Source organism: Halomicrobium sp. HArcht3-1 (assembly GCF_058933345.1).
In genome coordinates this window covers 305,849-322,593 of sequence record NZ_JBZYDM010000004.1, presented here as the reverse complement: position 1 = coordinate 322,593, position 16,745 = coordinate 305,849, and the positions used below count along the sequence as shown (strand labels likewise).

The following is a 16,745-nucleotide window of genomic DNA, read 5'->3' as shown; positions in this document are numbered from 1 at the left end:
GATCTCACCGGCGCACCTGACGCCAGTCTCGTCTGGCGTCGACACCAGAGCCGGGGAGAGTGCTATGCCAATCCACACCAATGATTATTACACATCGCCGACAACAGAAGAGCATGGTATCGCCGCAGATCACGAGTATGCTCGTCATGGGGGTACTGGCCGCGGTCGTGATCGGCGCGATCGCTCGGAGTCGGGCGTGGTACAGTCATACGCCGGGCGCGGTCGATGGAAGCGAGACCGGATGGACGCCCGACGGCGACGAGCAGGCCTCGCCGCTGTCGGGGACCGGTGTCTGGATCGCGCTGTTTCTCGTGCTCGCGGTGGGTGCGGTCGTCGGCGTGGGGCTGTTCGTCACCAGCGCCGCCGCGCCGACCGGGCTGCTCGGCGGTCCGATCGTGGTGCTCGCGGCACTCGTCGTCGGCGTCTACGCGGCGCTGGGCGTCTACGTGACTGCGAAAGCGCGGGGCCATCCGAAGTCACTCGCCGCTGCGGAGACGGCAGCGGTGTGTGGCGCGCTGTTGCTGCTCGCGGTCTCCACGCAGTTGATCGGGGCCTGACCGTCAGGTCGACGACGTCCCGTAGGGCCAGTCGCCGACGATCTTCATGCCTTCGGCCAGATCCTCGTCTTCCAGTGCCGCAGCGATCTCCGCGGGGTCTTTCGGTTCGATCGAGCGGTCGTCGCTGGCGAATTCGACCGCCAGATCGGTCAGGAGCACCGCCTGCTCGCGCAGCGTCCGCGGTTCGAGTTTGTCGAGCGTGTCGGCGTGCGTGTGGCCCCAGCCACGTCCCTCGCCGTCGCTCTCGCTCATCGCGTGGACGCCGGGGACGCCCCACTGGACGAACGGCCAGTGGTCGCTGTGGGGACCCTGCTGGGGTGTCGTCGTGATCGGGTGGTCGAAGCGGTCGGCGACGGTGTCGGCGGCCACGTCGAGACCGTCGAAGCCGTGGGTGTACAGTTTCAGCGTCCGGCCGCGGACGACGCCGTCGAGGTTCAAGATCGCGCGGATCGTCTCGTGGTCGCGTTCGTCAGCGAGGTGACTCGACCCCATCAATCCGACCTCCTCTGCGCCGAACGCGACGAACTCGACCCGGCGGTCGAGGTCGTCCTCGCGCGTGGCGAGTGCGCGGGCCACCTCGACGACGCTTGCCGTCCCCGCGCCGTTGTCCATCGCGCCCTCGGCGATGTCGTGGGCGTCGACGTGGCTCGTCACGAGGACGGTCTCGTCGGTGTCGGGTCCCAGTTGGGCGTGGACGTTCTGGCTCGTGGCTGTGGGCGTCGCGCAGTCGACGGTGACGGTGACCGCCTCGCCCTCGAACCGACGGGCGAGGCGTGCGCCGGTCTCGCTGGCGACGCCGACCGCCGGCACGTCGCCGATGGGGTCGTCGGCCGTCCCGACGCTGCCCGTCGGCGGGAGCATCCCCTCGACGTGGTTGCAGTAGACGAACGCCGCCGCACCCGCTTCGACGGCGTGGTAGTACTTCTCCCGGCGGTGGATGTAGCGGTCGTACCAGTCGGGCACGTCCGAACGGGCCATGACGACCGCCCCCTCGCAGTCAATCTCGGCGAAGTCCTCGGGGAGACCGTAACCCACGTCGACGAGCGGGCCGGTCACCGCGTCGGCGGGCGATCTGGGCAGTGCAATCACTTCCCGGTCCGGCGCTGCGACCGTCTCGCCGTCGACGCTGATCGCACTCGAACCGCGCTCCCAGCCCTGCACGTCGAACGGTTCGAGGCGAGCGTCGCGGGCGTACTCTGCGAGGGCGTCCCGGGTCGCCTCGGCGGCCGCGCGCTCGCCGTCGCTCCCCGCCATCCGATTACCGATGTCGACCAGTTCGGTCAGGTGCGTCCAGCCAGCGTCGCTCGTGAACGTCTCGCCGATCCACTCGGTCATACCTGCATCTCGAACGGCGTCGGCTTGTATCTCGGGGTGATCCCGTGGCACACCGGCGTCGCCGGAAAGCCGCCCTTTCGCTTCCGGTCGGTGACCAAACCTCGACTTTCCGCGCGTACGCTCCCAATTACCTCGACCGTGGCCCCCGTCGAGACAGCCCAATGCCAGACGAACATCGACGGACGTTCCTCAGAACCGCACTCGCCGGGGTCGGTCTCACCACCGCAGCCACCGTGGCGGGCAGTCAGACGACCACCGACGATACCGAGACGACGACGCAGACGGAGGTCCGGGGCGACGACACCGAAGAGGGAACACCCGCCGCGAGCGACGACGGCCTCGTCACTGTCGAGAGCGAACAGGAGTTCGATGCGACTGTCGACCGGATCAGGTCGGCCATCGAGAACAACGAGAACCTCACGCTGGTGACGACCGTCGATCACGCGAGCAACGCCGAATCGGTCGACCTCGAACTCCGCCCGACCACGCTGCTCGTCTTCGGCAATCCCCAGCTAGGGACCCAGCTCATGCAGGCCAGCCAGACGGCCGGCATCGACTTGCCTCAGAAGCTGCTGGTCCGGGAAGGTGACGACGGCACCGTCACCGTCACCTACAACGACCCGACGTGGCTGGCAAAGCGCCACGGGATCGAGGACGCGGACGAGGTGCTCGACCGCATCGCGGGCGCGCTCGAAACACTCGCGACGGGACAGTAGAGACCGATAGAGGGAGCCTTCGACGAGCGACCCCACTTTATTGCTCGGGAACCGCAACGACGGCCCATGCGCGCTGCTGTGCTCACGGACTACGGTGAGCCACTCCACGTACGCGAGATCGAGCCGCCAGACCCCGGTCCCGACGGGGCCGTCGTCGCCGTGGAGGCGTGTGGCATCTGCCGGAGCGACTGGCATGCCTGGCAAGGCCACGGCGAGTGGGCCGACGACCAGGTGCCGACCGGACAGGTGCTGGGCCACGAGCCAGCAGGTCGGGTCCTCGCGACGGGCGAGCGGGTCGAGACGATCACCGAGGGCGACCGCGTCGTCGTGCCGTTCAATCTCGGTGACGGCACCTGCCACTACTGTCGCAACGGCCACGGCAACGTCTGTACCGACGGCTGGGCACTCGGCTTCGAAGCGGCCGCGCCGGGCGCGTTCGCCGAGCGGGTCGGGGTCCCCGCGGCCGAGTACAACCTCGTTTCCCTGCCCGACGGTGTCGCCGTCGACGAGGCGGCGGCGCTTGGCTGTCGCTACGTCACGGCCTTCCACGCGCTGGCCCACCGGGCCGACCTCGATGCCGGCGACCGTGTCGCAGTGCATGGCTGTGGGGGGCTGGGACTCGCAGCGGTCCAGATCGCGGCGGCGCTGGGTGCGGGTGTCGTCGCCGTCGACATCCGCGAGCAACCCCTGCAGATGGCCCGCGAGATCGGAGCGAGCGAGACGGTCGACGCCAGCGCGGTCGACGACGTACCGGCCGCGGTCGAGCGAGCGACCGACGGCGGGGCACACGTCTCCGTCGACGCCCTCGGGCGGGCGGAGACCTGTCGCAACAGCGTCCAGAGCCTGCGCCCGCGTGGCACCCACGTACAGGTCGGCCTGACGACCGACGCCGAGCGTGGCGAGATCGCACTGCCGACCGACTGGATCGCCCGCTGGGACATCGACGTGCTGGGATCGCGCGGGATGCCCCCATCGCGGTACGACGAGCTCCTCCGGCTCGTGGCCGACGGGACGCTCGATCCGGGTGCACTCGTGACGCGGCGGGTCGGCCTCGAAGAGGTATCGGAGCGACTGGCGGCGATGACCGACTACGGCACCGAGGGGGTCGAGGTCGTCACTGAATTTTGAGACGGTGACGGTGTGCTACTCGCGTGTCGTTCGCTGCGCTCACTCCCGCTCGTCTTTCCGAGGCCGCTCCCATCAGTCGCGCCCTCGCTACTGTACGTCAGAACTCGACGCGCGAGCGAGGAGGAAGACGGCGACCGCTCCAAGCACCAGATCCAGCCCGGCGAGCACGGCCACGCCGGGGACGACACCGTCGAGCGTCCCGCCGAACGTCGACATCTCGATGACGGTCATCACGTCCTGATCGAGCATCAGCGACCGGGCGGCGTCGACGCCGTAGGTGACTGGATTGAGCCTCGCGAACGTCTGAATCCACCCGGGTAGTGTCGACAAGGGGAGGAAGGCGCTCGACAGGAAGAGCAAGGGGAACTGCAGGAGGTTCGCGCCGATGATCGTCGACTCCTGATCCCGGGTGAGGATCGCAAGCGAGTTCGACAGCGCGACGAACCACAGCGAAAAGAGGATTCCGACGGCAACGATACCCGCCGCGCCGACCACGCCGGACTCGATCTCCGCACCCAGCAGGACGCCAAGCCCGAGGATGATCGACACCTGCACGGCGATGCGAAACACCTCCGCGGCGGTCTTGCCGACGAAGACGGCGGTGCGGTTCATCGGCGAGACGAGCACCTTCTCGAACATGCCGTTCTCGATGTCGTTGACCAGTCCGATGCCGGAGGTGACCGCCGCCGCCAGCGACACCTGAATCGCGATGGCTGGCACCAGATAGGTCTCGTAGCCGACGCCGGGCAGGCCCTGCGCGACGGCGCGGCCGGCGACGTTACCGAACACCTCGGTGAACAGGACGAGGAAGATGATCGGCTGGACGAGCGAGACGATCAGCACGAACGGGTTTCGGACGGCCTTGAGATTCCAGCGCTTGAAGTTGACCCACACGTCGCCGAGGAAGGTGTTTTTCGTCCGGTCGACCGTTCGGTCGCTGCTGGTCTCGGCAGCGTCGTCGCCGGTCGGCGTACTCACGATTGGGCCTCCAGTTCGTCGTCGAGTTCCTCGCCCGTGATCGCGAGGAACACGTCGTCGAGGGTCGGCGCGTGGACGTTGAAGCCGGTGACGGTCACGCCGGCGTCACGCAGCGCCACTAGCAGGTCCGTCCCGTGCTGGCGGGCCGTGGGTGCGGTGACGCTGATCCCCGCCTCGGTCTCGGTGACCATCGCTGCCTCGCCGAACGCGTCGAACGACGCGGCGATCTCGGCGGCCCGCCGTCGTGCTTCGTCGCCGTCCTCGATGTCCACGTCCAGCACCTCGCCGCCGACCTCGCGTTTCAGATCCGCGGGACTGCCTTCGGCGACGATCTCGCCGTCCAGGATCACTGCCAGCCGATCACAGAGCTGGTCGGCCTCTTCGAGGTACTGGGTGGTGAGGAAGATGGTCGTCCCCTCGTCGTTGATGCGCCGGAAGTACTCCCAGAGTCGATTTCTGGCCTTCGGGTCCAGCCCGGTCGTCGGCTCGTCGAGGAAGACGAGCGGCGGGCGGTGGACCAGCGCCGTCGCCGCGTCGAGGCGTTTTCGCATCCCGCCGGAGAACTCCTCGGCCTCCTTGTCGGCCACGTCGGCCAGTTCGACCAGTTCGAGTAGTTCGTCGACCCGGTCGGCACGTTTGTCCTTCGGGACGCCGTAGGCCTCGCAGGCAAAGCGGATGTTCTCTCTGGCCGTGAGTTCGGGGTCGACGCTGGTCTCCTGTGCCATGTAGCCGATCGATTCGCGCACTTTTCGCGGGTCGGCCGTCACGTCGAAGCCGTTGACCGTCACCGACCCACCGGTGGGCGACAGCAGCGTCGCAAAGACCTTGATCGTCGTCGTCTTGCCCGCACCGTTGGGACCGAGAAAGCCGAAAAACTCCCCCTCGGGAACGGTCATGTCGACGCCGCGGACGGCCTCGGTGCCGTCGCTGTAGGTCAGTTCCAGCCCCGACACGTCGATCGCCGCCGGGCGGTCGACAGCGTCGGGGTCGTGGCCGTCCTCGCGGTGCGGCGCTGACTGCGGTCGTGGCATGGACCTTACTTTGGCCGCTGTAGTCATATACTTGCAACTTCGAAGTAGCGTCGTCACTACAGTATTCGAAGTTTCGGCAAGGTCGGTCACTCGTCGCCGGAAAGTTCGTATTCGATGGCCCAGTGGTGCAGGTGCGCGAACACCGGGAACAGCGCCTCGGCTTTCTCCGTGGGCGTATACTCGACGCGAGGGGGAATCTCGTCGTAGGCGGTGCGGTCGAGCAGGCCGGCCGCGGTCAGGTCCGAGAGGCGTGCCGACAGCGTGTTCGGTGCGATGTCGATGCTGTCCTCGATGTCGCTAAAACGCAGTGGCTCGGTCGCGAAGGCGAACTCAGAGAGGACCGCCATCGTGTGGGCCTTGCCAAGCAGGTCCAGCAGGTCCGAGACAGTCGTTTCGATCCGGTCGCGTTCCGCGCCGTCGAAGGAGTCTGCAAGCGCCCGCGCCTCCTCTCGGGAGAGACCGGCGCTCAGGTCCGGGTACTCCGGTCGGTCGGTCATAGCCCTCGTTGTGAACCAGCACGGAAATACTTGTCTTCCCATAGCTTCGATCGAGCGTATCTCTATCGCCTAATACTTCGAAGCTTCGAAGTTACAAGCTTATGCGCCGGGCTGCCGTATCGAGAGCTATGCAAATCACCGTCTTCGATGCCACCGGTCGCACCGGCCGTCCACTCGTCGAGCAGGCGCTCGCTCGCGGGTGCGAAGTTGACAGTCTATTACGCCGGCACCCGAACGGACTGTCATGAGCACGGAGACGACACCGCAGCCCAGCCTGTCACCCGGGCTTCCGGTCCGCGCCGGGGTTGCCGCCGTCGCATCGGTCCTCGCAAACGTCGCGCTCGTCCTCGCCGCGGACGCGTTCGCCGTCGCGCCCGATCTCCGCGCGCTCTCGGTCCCGCCGGTCGTCGTGCTCTCGGTGCTCGGCGTCGTCGGCGCCACGGCCGTCTACGCACTGCTCCGTCGCCGGGCGAGCGAACCGGCCCGAACCTTCCGCCGCGTCGCTGCGGTCGTCCTCGCTCTCTCCCTGCTCCCCGACCTCGGCCTGCTCGTCGTCGACCCGGCCGCGACGCCCCTCGGCGTCGTCGTCCTGATGGCGATGCACGTCGTCGTCGCCGGCGTCGCAGTCCGACTATTGCCCGCGGGAGAGCGGTGAGACGATGGCTGGCACGATCCTGGTGACGGCAGCGACAGGCACCGTCGGCCGCCACGTCGTCGCCGAACTCGATCCCGTGATGGTGACGGTACGCGCCGCCAGCCGTCACCCGGACACGGCCCGTGAGCGGTTCGGCGACGATGTCGAAGCCGTCGACTTCGACTTCGCTCGACCCGAAACGTGGGGGCGGGCACTCGACGGCGTCGACGGCGTCTTCCTCGTTCGACCGCCGGGCGTCGCCGTCAGCGATCTGACCGCGTTCGTCGACGCCGCGGCCCGCGTCGGCGTCGCACAGATCGCGTATCTCTCGACACTGGGCGCAGAGAAGAACCCCCTCATCCCCCATCACCGGATCGAGAACCACGTCGCCAACGCAGGTGTCGACTACACCTTCCTTCGGGCCTCCTTCTTCGCCCAGAACCTCCACGAAGTCCACGGTCGAGACGTGCGGGAGTACGGCGAGATATTCGTTCCGGCGGGATCGGGCGCGACCAGCTTCGTCGACGCACGCGATGTGGGCGCAGTCGGCGCGGTCGTCCTCGGCGAATCGGGCCACGAGAACGCGGCCTACGATCTCACCGGACCGGCGGCGCTCACCTACGACGAGGTCGCGACGGTGTTTGCCGACGTGCTGGACCGGACGATCACGTACGCCGATCCGTCGATTCCGGCGTTCGTCCGACGGATGGACTCGCGTGGCGAACCGCTTCGCTACGTCCTGCTGATGGTCGCCATCTACACGACGGCACGCCTCGGTCTCGCCGACCGAGTTACCGACGATGTCTCACGACTGCTCGGTCGTCCGCCCCGCACCGTCCGTGCGCACGTCGAGGACTACGCGGATCAGTTCGCCACACCGGCCAGGAACCCATAGTTTGAACGCCGATTTGATTGGATTCTAAATGATAATTGCATTGAACGAGGGATGCGTAGGATCAGATACGTTCCGGTCTACGGAACTGGTGAGACACATGGCGACACAATCCACGTCTACGTCGACGCTCGTGCTCGTTCTCCTCGGACTCCTACTCGCCGTCCCCCTCCTGTTCGTCGGCGGCAGTATGATGGGCGGCGGCCCGATGAGCAGTCACAGCCCCATGATGGGCGACGGGTGGATGTGGGGAAGTGGCATGAACGGCGGCGCTGTCGGCTGGTGGGTCCTCGTCGGACTGACCGTGCGCCTCGTCGCCCTCGCGGCAGTCGTCGGTATCGCCTTCCTCGCGTACAGGCATCTCACCGGCACCGAGGACACCGACCCGGCGATACAGGAACTGCGCCGGGCGTACGCCCGCGGGGATCTGACCGAGGCGGAGTACGAAGAGCGACGCGAGCGACTCGAAGCCGACGGGTCCAACTGATCACAGGTCGCCCGTAAACTGCGGTTCCGAGCGAGCGCCGACCGTGAATTTATACCCCCACTCGCCAGTGTACAACCAACGACCGGGTTCGGCCAACCGAGACCGACACGCACTGTCTGTTCGACCGGGCCGACGCCCGTCACTGGATGGAAGACGATGGGAAACAGCGACCTCGAACACGAACTCGCTCGAACGAAACAGTTCCTCGAACTGGTCCTCGATACCGGCCAGATCAACGGCGCGTACGTCGATCGAGACCGCAAACACACGTGGGTCCACAACGACGGTGAGACGCCACCGGAGTCGGAGATTCTCGGCAAGACCGACGCCGAACTGTTCGACGAGGAGATGGCAGGGCCGACGATGGACCTCAAACGCGAGGCCATCGAGACGGAATCACGCGTCGAACGCGAGTTCACGTTCATGAAACCGCGGGGACAGCGTCGTTATCGAGCGGCGGCCGAACCACTTCGGGACGAGCACGGCGACATCGAGGGCGCGATGTTCGCGGCCAGAGAGATGTCGGACCAGTATCGACTCCTCGACCGAACGACCGATGCGGTGTACACGGTCGACGAGGACTGGCGGATCACCTTCTGGAACGAGCGGATGGCAGAACGCACCGGGATCGAACCGGCGGAAGTCGTCGGCACGACCCTCTGGGAGACGTTCGGCGACGACATCCCCGAGGACCTCGAACGCCGGTATCGGGAAGTCATGGCGACGGGCGAGCCAGCGGAGTTCGAGCAGTACGTCCCCGAACCGTTCGACTACTGGCTCGAACTCCGGGTGTTCGCCGACGACGACGGCCTGTCGATCCACTCACGGGACATCACCGAACGGAAAGAACGCGAACAGCGACTCAAAGACGAGCGCGACAACCTCGACGTTCTCAATCAGGTGTTGCGCCACGACATCAGAAACGACCTCCACATCGTGCTCGCCTACGCCGACGCACTCGCGGACGCACTGGAGGGAGAACACCGCGAGTACGCAGAGAAGATCGTCGGCAGCACCGAACACGCGGTCGATCTGACGACGACGGCCCGCGACATCTCGGAGGTGTTCCTCACGCAGACGACAGAGCCTGTCCCGGTCACACTCGGGGATGCGATCGAACGGGCCGTCGAGGAGGTCCGATCGACGTACCCGGACGCCGTCGTCACGACGGCCTCGATCCCGCAGGTGTCCGTGCTGTGTAACGACATGCTCGACTCGGTGTTCAGAAACCTCCTGAAAAACGCTATCCAGCACAACGACAGCGAGGTTCCCGAAGTCCGGGTCGTCGGGAACGCCGACACAGAGCAGGTCGTCGTCCGCGTCGTGGACAACGGTCCGGGCATCTCCGACGAGCGCAAGCGGACGGTGTTTGGCAAGGGCGAGAAAGGGCTGGAGAGCGATGGCACGGGGATCGGCCTGTACCTCGTCCAGCGGCTCGTTTCGAGCTGTGACGGTCGGATCTGGATCGAAGACGGCCCCGTTGCGGGCGGATCGCCGGATCTCGACGGGGCCGTCTTCGCCATCGAGTTCCCGGTCGTCACCGACGAGTAGCGACCATCGGCGGGCGAACGCCGCGGTTGCGGTTCGGAAACGAAGCCCGCACGCCGGGTTCGTGCAAACTCCCGTCAGGAGTGCCCGCGACCGACGCCGCAGGCGACAGCGCCCGAGAGTGCGATCAACAGGAGCATCCACCCGACACCGAGGACGACGGCGACACCGAGCAGGGACGGAGCAAGGTGGCCGACCCCACCGCCGATGGACGCCAGATACGTCCGAAACGCGGTGACGATCGACAGCGAACCCACTGTGGCTGCGAGTCCATACACCGCAAACTGTACGACGACGACCAGTCGACGGCCGAGTCGGCGGCCGTCCAGCAAGGGGCGTGTCTCGACTGACTCGCCAGTCTTCGTTTCCATACGACCACGTGCGAGCGACACTGATAAAAGCGCAGTCGACACTCACAGACCCATTGTAGTGTTCCGGTCGATCCAGACAGGAAGCTACTGCCCCGACTGGCCAGCGTCGTCGGTCCACCGGCCGGTGAGCGACTCGATTTCGAGTGCGACGATCTCGATGTCCACGTCCTCGATGGCCTCGTCGAACACCCGGATCGGCGTGAACTGACGGTTGATCTCGGCCGTGTCGAAGCGGTCGCGTTCCTCGGCCGAGAGCCGTCGGACCGTCCCGGCGACGTGGACGCTCCACGACTCGATCTCGTCGGCGTCGGCGGCCGCTTCCGTGCCGTAGACGACGTACGTGGCCCGCTCGGTCGCATCGATCCACTCCCACTTCGTACTGTCGTCGGTCTTGCCGAGTCGGAAGTAGAGGTGGCCGTCCTCGTAGTAATGAGCCAGCGGGATGGCGTAGGCCTCGCCGTCCTTCGCCAGTGCCAGCACGCCCGTTCCGCCGGCCCGAAGGCGCTGCTCGACCGCATCGTCGTCCATGCCGCTCGTGTAAGCGTACTCGATGGTGTCCATACCGACACCGACGGTCTCCGGGTACATATCGCTCCGGGCGACGAGAAAATAGTGACAAAGCCCATCCGACTGTCCACAGAGTGCTAGCGACGATCCAGCCGCCTTGTCGAACCTCGTTCGATCAGGTGCACACACATACCTCGGAGGTTTATATCCCATCCGGCCAGTATTGATATCAGAGTTACATTCGATGTGTTCGCTGTTGGATCCACGGCGGTATTCGATGCGATTTGTGGTGACAGTCGCGGTGACTGGTGTGGTGCTGTTCGTCGTGAGCTATCTTGTCGACGTTCGGATCGTCTTGCTGACACCGAACTACGGCGACGTGACAAACATCGTCGAGCTCGTCGGGCGTGCGGTCCTCGCAGTCGCAACACTGGGATCGTTTGGGATCGGCGTATACAATTTCAGAGCCGGCGACAGCAACGATGTCGATGGTCCCGCGACGAATGTCGTCATAAAGGGAGAGAACAATGAGATCAGCACACTGAACGTCTATCCACGGTCCGAGTCGAGGGGCCGTGACACACGAGCGAGCACGGAGCGACAGATCGAGACATCGACGGACGAGAATGACGCCGACACGTCGACACCAGCCGAAACCGAAACCGGCGCGACAACTGCGACAGCCCAGGAGTGTTCCGACAATCAAACAGACAACTGACGGTTCAGCCACTCGCGAGTCGCGGCCGTAAGCATCACTTCCCAGGAATTGAACCCGGTCTTGGTATCGACGTACTCGTCGAATTCGTCCTCTGGAATTTGTTTGAAATCGTCTTCGGTTTCGACGGACCAAGGACTGGCGTCAAAGAATTCGTCAATGGAATCGAAGTCAGTATACGACCGCATGAACTCCGCTGTGAAGAGTTCCTCAAACGAGACCGCAGTCTCTCCGTCGATCGATTCGAGGTTCTCGCGCATCTGATCGAGCTGCTCTGCGAGACCGTCGAACCCCTCGATTTCGACACTCATACTACTGTGTTGGTCGGTCAGTTATTTAAATTGCCGGCGTCGGATGCCACGTTCGGTCGGCTCACCCCAGCCACACCAGTTTTGACGGTCCCACTCTAACGGGTGGTATGGCCGATACGTCAGCCGTTCTCGACCGGTTCCGCCGACCGGAGTACACCGGCGCGAACCGCTGTCTCCCCTGTACCGTCCTCAACGTCGTGATCGCGGCCGTGGTCAGCGGTGTCGTGGCCGTCCTCGTCCCGCCGGCCGGAGCCGTCTTGCTGGTCGTCTCGCTGCTGTCGATCTACCTTCGCGGGTATCTGATCCCCCGCACGCCGAGGCTGACCAAGCGCTATCTCCCGGCGTCGATCCAGGCGTACTTCGACGACCACGAGACCGACGACGAGTGGGAGACCCTCCAGAAGGTCGCGGACCACCGCGCCAACGCCGTCGACCCGGAGACGTTCCTCACCGAGACCGGTGTCGCAGTGTTCGACGACGACGGCGACGAGGGGCACCTGACCGAGGGGTTCGCGAGCGTCTACGAGCGAAAGCGTGGCGTCCACCGCGACGCGACCAGAGAGCAGGCGTCACTGGCCGGCCTGTTCGACACCGATCCCGACGCCGTCGCGTTCGAGGACCGCGACTACCCCGCGATCAGCATCGACAGCCGCGTCCGCAAGTGGCCCAGTGAGGCCGCACTGGTAGCCGATCTGGCGATCGACGCCGCCTGCCACGAGTGGACCGACCGCTGGGAAGACGTGCCGGTCGAGCAACGCGGGACGATTCGGAACGGGCTGCGCGGGTTCGTCGAGCGCTGTCCCGCGTGTGATGGCGACCTCACGTCGAGTCCCGAGACCGTCGAGTCCTGCTGTGGCGTCCACCAGGTGATCGCCATCAGTTGCGGCGAGTGCGGGGATCGACTGCAGGAGATCGAGCCCACGCAAGAAAACGCGAAGTTGACGAGGTAGGGCGGCGTCGCCCGCGGCGGACCACGCAGTTTTTTCTCGCCGACGCGCGACCGCTCGACTACGATGACTGCATTCGAGACACTCGACGATCTGGACGACGGCCAGCGTGTGCTGGTCCGACTCGACCTGAACTCGCCGGTCGAAGACGGTGTGGTACAGGACAATCGCCGCTTCGAGCGCCACGCGAAGACGGTCCGCGAACTCGCTGATCGCGGCTTCGAGACGGTCCTGATGGCCCACCAGGGTCGACCCGGCCGGGACACGTTCGTCTCGCTGGAACAACACGCCGACATCCTCGCAGAGCACATCGGGCGCGTGGGCGCGAGCGGAGAGAGCGACCACGGAACGAGCGAGCGGGCAGAGCCCGCGAGCTACGACGTGGATTTCGTCGCCGACACCTTCGGCGAGGACGCACTGGCCGCCATCGACGACCTCGAATCGGGCGACGTGCTCCTGCTGGAAAACACCCGGATGTGCGAGGAGGAACTGCCCGAGGAAGACCCCGAGGTCAAGGCCGAGACGGAGTTCGTCCAGACGCTGGCCCCGAAGTTCGACGCCTACATCAACGACGCCTACTCGGCGGCCCACCGCTCGCACGCTTCGCTCGTGGGCTTCCCGCTCGTGTTGCCGGCCTACGCCGGCCGGGTCATGGAGACCGAATACGAGGCCAACACCGCCATCGCCGAGAAGGAGTTCGACGGGCAGGTGACGATGGCCGTCGGCGGGACGAAGGCGACCGACGTGATCAACGTCATGGACCACCTCGGGGACACGGTCGACGACTTCCTGCTGGGGGGCATCGCCGGCGAACTGTTCCTGCGGGCCGACGGCGCACCCGTCGGGTTCGACCTCGATCCCGACCTCGATCTCTACGACTCCCAGTGGGAGGAAAACCACGAACTCATCGAGCAGATCTTCGAAGAGAACCGCGACCAGATCACGGTCGCGCAGGACATGGCCTACGCCGACGAGGACGGCGAGCGTGCCGAGATGGACGTGGCCGACATCGACGAGAAGACCGTCTCGTTCATGGACGTTGGTACCGACACCGCCGAGGGGTACGCCGACGTAATCGGCGACTCCGAGGCCGTCTTCGTCAAGGGCGCGCTGGGCGTCTTCGAGGAGGAACGCTTCTCCGTCGGTACCGTGACCGTGCTGGAAGCCATCGCCGAGACCGACTGCTTCTCCGTGGTCGGTGGCGGCGACACCTCCCGGGCCATCGAGATGTACGGCATGAGCGAGGACGACTTCGGCCACGTCTCGATCGCCGGCGGCGCGTACATCCGCGCGCTCACCGGCGCGGAACTGATCGGCGTCGAAGTCCTCGCACAGGAGTAGCGCCGTCGCTGTCGGCGGCTCGCGGGCACGGAAAACGATCGATGGTGGCGCTGCTGTGACCAGACTGGGCTACGTACGACGTGTGCGGCCGTGACGACGGAGCCAGTCGTCGTCGCGGTCGTCGACGTGGACGGCGGGACCGTCGGCGGGTGTCCGCGTCCGCGCGTGGCGGGCCAGCCAGTCGCTCCGTCGCTCCGAGGCGTCGCTGTCGTCCTGTTCGACGGGGGGTGTGTCACGACCAGTGGGAGCACGTCGCATGCTACGGCGTTCGAGGCACGCCGGCAAATCCCTTGTGTCGAGTTACGACAGCGACATACTCGAAAGCGAGTGAACTGTCGGTTCGGTCGTTCATCACAGCCGGTCGTCGGTCCACGGAGCCGGTAGGAATAACTGCCACGCCGACGCTGGTACGCCCATGCAGATAGGCATCGTCGCCGACACACACGACGACACCGAACTCGTCGCGACGGCAGTCGAGCGTTTCGAGTCCGCGGGGGTCGAGGCCGTCGTCCACTGTGGCGACTTCGTCGCGCCGTTCTCCGTTGCCCACTTCGACGCGGACTTCGACTTCTACGCCGTGCGGGGCAACAACGACGGCGAGTGGGGTCTCCAGCCCCAGATCGACGACTTCGGCACCTACCTCGGCGAGATGGGCGAACTGACCTTCGACGGCGTCGAAGTCGGGGTCTATCACGGCACCAGCGGGGCCATCGTCGACGCCCTCGTCGAGTGTGGAAACTACGACTACGTCTGTCACGGCCACACGCACGAACAGGTGCTCGAAGAACACGAGGGGACGGTGCGGATCAATCCCGGCGGCGTCCCGATCGACGCCGCGCCCGAGCGCCCACACGTCGCCGTCATCGACACAGAGACGGACGACGTGACGTTCACACAGCTCTAGCCCGTCACCACGACACGGTGTACGTACACTCGGTGCCCCCGGAACTCCGACAGTCGTCACCGACCTCGTCGATGGTGACGAGGCTCGTGTCCGCGAACTCCTGTGCAGTCGCTTTTATTACCCCTCTGTCGAACGCACACGGATACGGATTCTTGCAGGTGATCCGAACGGTCGTCTCGTCGATCGCTTCGGCGTCGTAAGAGCCGATCGCTCCCCCACGATGGTTCATCTGATAGGCCTCGTTGATCGATTCCAGCCCACCGACGACGGAATCGACCCCCGGAGGCCACTCGGCGTCCTGTGGAATGCTCTGGCCGATCCGGGTCAGCGTATTCTCACCAACGGTGTCTGCGACCTCCGCGAAGGCATCGAGCCAGGCTTGCTGTGTATACCACTCGTCTGGCTGTGGGTCCTCGATGCCGTTGGCCGCCAGCATCCGCCGTGCGGTCTGTTCCATGGGTGTGCCGTTGATGAACGCGAGGACTGTCTGTCCTTTCACCTCGACGCCGTCTTCGAACGCCTCGAACTGAGCCATCGTCTGCTGTGACGGTGCAATCGCAGTTATACCTTTGCTAGTTAATCTCAAACATGAAAATCGCAGCGATCGCACGCGCTAACGACAAGTCGCGTCATCCAGAAGTGGTCACGGCAGTCCCGAGCGAGAGAGTGAACACGCGCCAACGGGGGCAAAGCCGCACTAGTCGTCGCTGGCGGCGTCCCGCGGCGTGGGCGTCGGTCGCGTGTCCAGACCGGCGAGACCGCGGCCGATGCCCAGCGCCTCGTTCGTCCGGCGAACGCTCTCGGCGCGGTCGGCCACGTCGGTGATCGCCCGGATCGCGTCGACGTTCTCGGGCACCACGTCTGCCTCCTGGTGGATCGCCTGGAAGAGGTAGCAGTCACTCCGGCCGTCGTCGAGGGGTTCGACGCTGATCGATTCGTTCCAGATACAGTTCTCCCACACGTCGCCCCGTGGGCGACCGGCGTCGCGGGTGTACTCCTTGAGTTTGCCAGCCCCGTCGATGCCGAGCCGTTCGGGGACGAGCAGGAGGCGGTCCTCGCCGGCGAGCAGGTCCCGCACGTCGGCGGCCGTCGGCGTCCCCGAGAGCGTGACGTTGAGCGCGTGGGTGTGCATCAGCGTCGCCGGCACCTTCATCCCCATCGTATCGATCGAGAGGTCCGGGAAGACGGTCTGGACGTCCGGTGCGTGGTGTGACGGGATCGACACGGGGTCCGGAAGCGTGTCGTTGATCGGCCCGCGGCCGGTCTGTGAGGGGTCGCCGCCCCGGCGGACCAGCGTTGCTCGGACCTTCTCGATGCCGACGGTCTCGTCGAGCGGCGCGAGCACGCGCGAGAGGCCGGTCGTGTTACAGGAGACGACCCGAACGGCGTCGGCACCGACCGCATCGTCGTAGTTCGCACGAGCGTTGAAGCTCACCGGTGCCACGTCGGCATCCTCGCCGCCCTGATAGATCGCCGGCGTGTCCATATCCTCGTAGAGCGCGCGGTTCTGTGCGCCGACGCCGGCCGGCGTGGCGTCGACGATCACGTCGCTTGCGGCGACTAGCTGGCGAACGTGACCAGCGATGTCGAGACCCGCCGCGGTGAACGGGGTGTCGTCCTCGGCAGCAAAGAGCGCGTAGCCGCGATCACGTGCGACCTCGGCCTCGTAGTTCGGTGTTCGTTTGGCGACGCCCGCAACCGTCATATCGGGTTGTGCACGAACGGCGTCGGCGACACGTTTACCGATTGTGCCAAAGCCGTTGATGCCCACGCGGAGCATACACGGTGGTTCGTGGGAGTTCGTTAAATCCTTTATGATTAATAATGATGTAAAATTACTCGCTTC

21 protein-coding genes are annotated in these 16,745 nt (G+C 65.7%); 11 read left to right on the top strand and 10 right to left on the bottom strand.

Annotation, left to right across the window (positions count from 1 at the left end; all coding sequences use genetic code 11):
* Positions 1-113 precede the first annotated feature (113 nt).
* Entirely contained in the window at positions 114-557 is a 444-nt protein-coding gene (locus AC5FRW_RS09210; RefSeq protein WP_493568147.1) for a hypothetical protein, read from the top strand.
* 3 nt (positions 558-560) lie between these two features.
* On the opposite strand, the gene AC5FRW_RS09205 is transcribed toward AC5FRW_RS09210, so the two are convergent.
* Positions 561-1,892, bottom strand: coding sequence for a M28 family peptidase (locus AC5FRW_RS09205; protein WP_493568146.1), 1,332 nt, complete (start codon positions 1,890-1,892; stop codon positions 561-563).
* A 161-nt stretch (positions 1,893-2,053) separates the two neighbouring features.
* On the opposite strand from AC5FRW_RS09205, the gene AC5FRW_RS09200 reads away from it, so the two are divergent.
* Together AC5FRW_RS09200 and AC5FRW_RS09195 are read left to right on the top strand one after the other, a co-directional pair.
* Positions 2,054-2,608, top strand: coding sequence for a DUF302 domain-containing protein (locus AC5FRW_RS09200; protein WP_493568145.1), 555 nt, complete (start codon positions 2,054-2,056; stop codon positions 2,606-2,608).
* A 66-nt stretch (positions 2,609-2,674) separates the two neighbouring features.
* The gene (locus AC5FRW_RS09195) at positions 2,675-3,736 is read left to right on the top strand and encodes a zinc-dependent alcohol dehydrogenase family protein (RefSeq protein WP_493568144.1); all 1,062 of its coding nucleotides are present in this window, start codon (positions 2,675-2,677) and stop codon (positions 3,734-3,736) included.
* A gap of 87 nt (positions 3,737-3,823) precedes the next feature.
* Here AC5FRW_RS09195 and AC5FRW_RS09190 read toward each other — a convergent pair whose 3' ends face one another.
* The 3 genes from AC5FRW_RS09190 to AC5FRW_RS09180 form a co-directional block, all read right to left on the bottom strand.
* Positions 3,824-4,714: an ABC transporter permease gene (locus AC5FRW_RS09190; protein WP_493568143.1), complete on the bottom strand. Its 891-nt coding sequence runs from the start codon at positions 4,712-4,714 to the stop codon at positions 3,824-3,826.
* Positions 4,711-5,745, bottom strand: coding sequence for an ABC transporter ATP-binding protein (locus AC5FRW_RS09185; protein WP_493568142.1), 1,035 nt, complete (start codon positions 5,743-5,745; stop codon positions 4,711-4,713). The genes AC5FRW_RS09190 and AC5FRW_RS09185 overlap by 4 nt, the downstream gene beginning before the upstream one ends.
* An 86-nt stretch (positions 5,746-5,831) precedes the next feature.
* Complete coding sequence (locus AC5FRW_RS09180; RefSeq protein ID WP_493568141.1) at positions 5,832-6,242, bottom strand: winged helix-turn-helix transcriptional regulator; 411 nt, start codon at positions 6,240-6,242, stop codon at positions 5,832-5,834.
* 244 nt (positions 6,243-6,486) lie between these two features.
* Between AC5FRW_RS09180 and AC5FRW_RS09175 the strand changes: the two genes are divergently transcribed.
* From AC5FRW_RS09175 to AC5FRW_RS09160, 4 genes are all read left to right on the top strand, one after another.
* Positions 6,487-6,897, top strand: coding sequence for a DUF6069 family protein (locus AC5FRW_RS09175; RefSeq protein WP_493568140.1), 411 nt, complete (start codon positions 6,487-6,489; stop codon positions 6,895-6,897).
* Between the two features lie 4 nt (positions 6,898-6,901).
* Complete coding sequence (locus AC5FRW_RS09170) at positions 6,902-7,771, top strand: SDR family oxidoreductase (RefSeq protein WP_493568139.1); 870 nt, start codon at positions 6,902-6,904, stop codon at positions 7,769-7,771.
* 97 nt (positions 7,772-7,868) lie between these two features.
* Positions 7,869-8,255 (top strand): SHOCT domain-containing protein, encoded by a 387-nt coding sequence (locus AC5FRW_RS09165; protein WP_493568138.1) that lies wholly within the window; start codon positions 7,869-7,871, stop codon positions 8,253-8,255.
* Positions 8,256-8,411: 156 nt separating this feature from the next.
* Positions 8,412-9,806, top strand: coding sequence for a PAS domain-containing protein (locus tag AC5FRW_RS09160; RefSeq protein WP_493568137.1), 1,395 nt, complete (start codon positions 8,412-8,414; stop codon positions 9,804-9,806).
* Between the two features lie 74 nt (positions 9,807-9,880).
* Here AC5FRW_RS09160 and AC5FRW_RS09155 read toward each other — a convergent pair whose 3' ends face one another.
* Together AC5FRW_RS09155 and AC5FRW_RS09150 are read right to left on the bottom strand one after the other, a co-directional pair.
* A complete protein-coding gene (locus tag AC5FRW_RS09155) occupies positions 9,881-10,174 on the bottom strand; it encodes a hypothetical protein (RefSeq protein ID WP_493568136.1) in 294 nt (97 codons plus the stop codon).
* Between the two features lie 84 nt (positions 10,175-10,258).
* The gene (locus AC5FRW_RS09150) at positions 10,259-10,735 is read right to left on the bottom strand and encodes a pyridoxamine 5'-phosphate oxidase family protein (RefSeq protein WP_493568135.1); all 477 of its coding nucleotides are present in this window, start codon (positions 10,733-10,735) and stop codon (positions 10,259-10,261) included.
* Positions 10,736-10,838: 103 nt separating this feature from the next.
* On the opposite strand from AC5FRW_RS09150, the gene AC5FRW_RS09145 reads away from it, so the two are divergent.
* Positions 10,839-11,399, top strand: coding sequence for a hypothetical protein (locus tag AC5FRW_RS09145; protein ID WP_493568134.1), 561 nt, complete (start codon positions 10,839-10,841; stop codon positions 11,397-11,399).
* Here the strand turns inward: AC5FRW_RS09145 and AC5FRW_RS09140 are convergent.
* Positions 11,384-11,707, bottom strand: coding sequence for a hypothetical protein (locus AC5FRW_RS09140; RefSeq protein WP_493568133.1), 324 nt, complete (start codon positions 11,705-11,707; stop codon positions 11,384-11,386). The two genes, AC5FRW_RS09145 and AC5FRW_RS09140, sit on opposite strands and share 16 nt — an antisense overlap.
* Before the next feature lie 107 nt (positions 11,708-11,814).
* Here AC5FRW_RS09140 and AC5FRW_RS09135 point away from each other — a divergent pair, with 107 nt between their 5' ends.
* Positions 11,815-12,657, top strand: coding sequence for a DUF8054 domain-containing protein (locus AC5FRW_RS09135; protein WP_493568132.1), 843 nt, complete (start codon positions 11,815-11,817; stop codon positions 12,655-12,657).
* Positions 12,658-12,720: 63 nt separating this feature from the next.
* Positions 12,721-13,995: a phosphoglycerate kinase gene (locus AC5FRW_RS09130; protein ID WP_493568131.1), complete on the top strand. Its 1,275-nt coding sequence runs from the start codon at positions 12,721-12,723 to the stop codon at positions 13,993-13,995.
* Between the two features lie 69 nt (positions 13,996-14,064).
* Here the strand turns inward: AC5FRW_RS09130 and AC5FRW_RS09125 are convergent, their stop codons facing one another.
* On the bottom strand, positions 14,065-14,253 hold the full coding sequence (locus AC5FRW_RS09125; RefSeq protein WP_493568130.1) for a hypothetical protein: 189 nt from the start codon (positions 14,251-14,253) through the stop codon (positions 14,065-14,067).
* Positions 14,254-14,410: 157 nt separating this feature from the next.
* Between AC5FRW_RS09125 and AC5FRW_RS09120 the strand changes: the two genes are divergently transcribed.
* Positions 14,411-14,899, top strand: a complete 489-nt coding sequence (locus AC5FRW_RS09120) for a metallophosphoesterase (RefSeq protein ID WP_493568129.1) — start codon at positions 14,411-14,413, stop codon at positions 14,897-14,899.
* Positions 14,900-14,903: 4 nt separating this feature from the next.
* On the opposite strand, the gene AC5FRW_RS09115 is transcribed toward AC5FRW_RS09120, so the two are convergent.
* Together AC5FRW_RS09115 and AC5FRW_RS09110 are read right to left on the bottom strand one after the other, a co-directional pair.
* Positions 14,904-15,434 (bottom strand): hypothetical protein, encoded by a 531-nt coding sequence (locus AC5FRW_RS09115; protein ID WP_493568128.1) that lies wholly within the window; start codon positions 15,432-15,434, stop codon positions 14,904-14,906.
* 162 nt (positions 15,435-15,596) lie between these two features.
* Positions 15,597-16,679, bottom strand: coding sequence for a type II glyceraldehyde-3-phosphate dehydrogenase (locus AC5FRW_RS09110; RefSeq protein WP_493568127.1), 1,083 nt, complete (start codon positions 16,677-16,679; stop codon positions 15,597-15,599).
* Positions 16,680-16,745 lie beyond the last annotated feature (66 nt).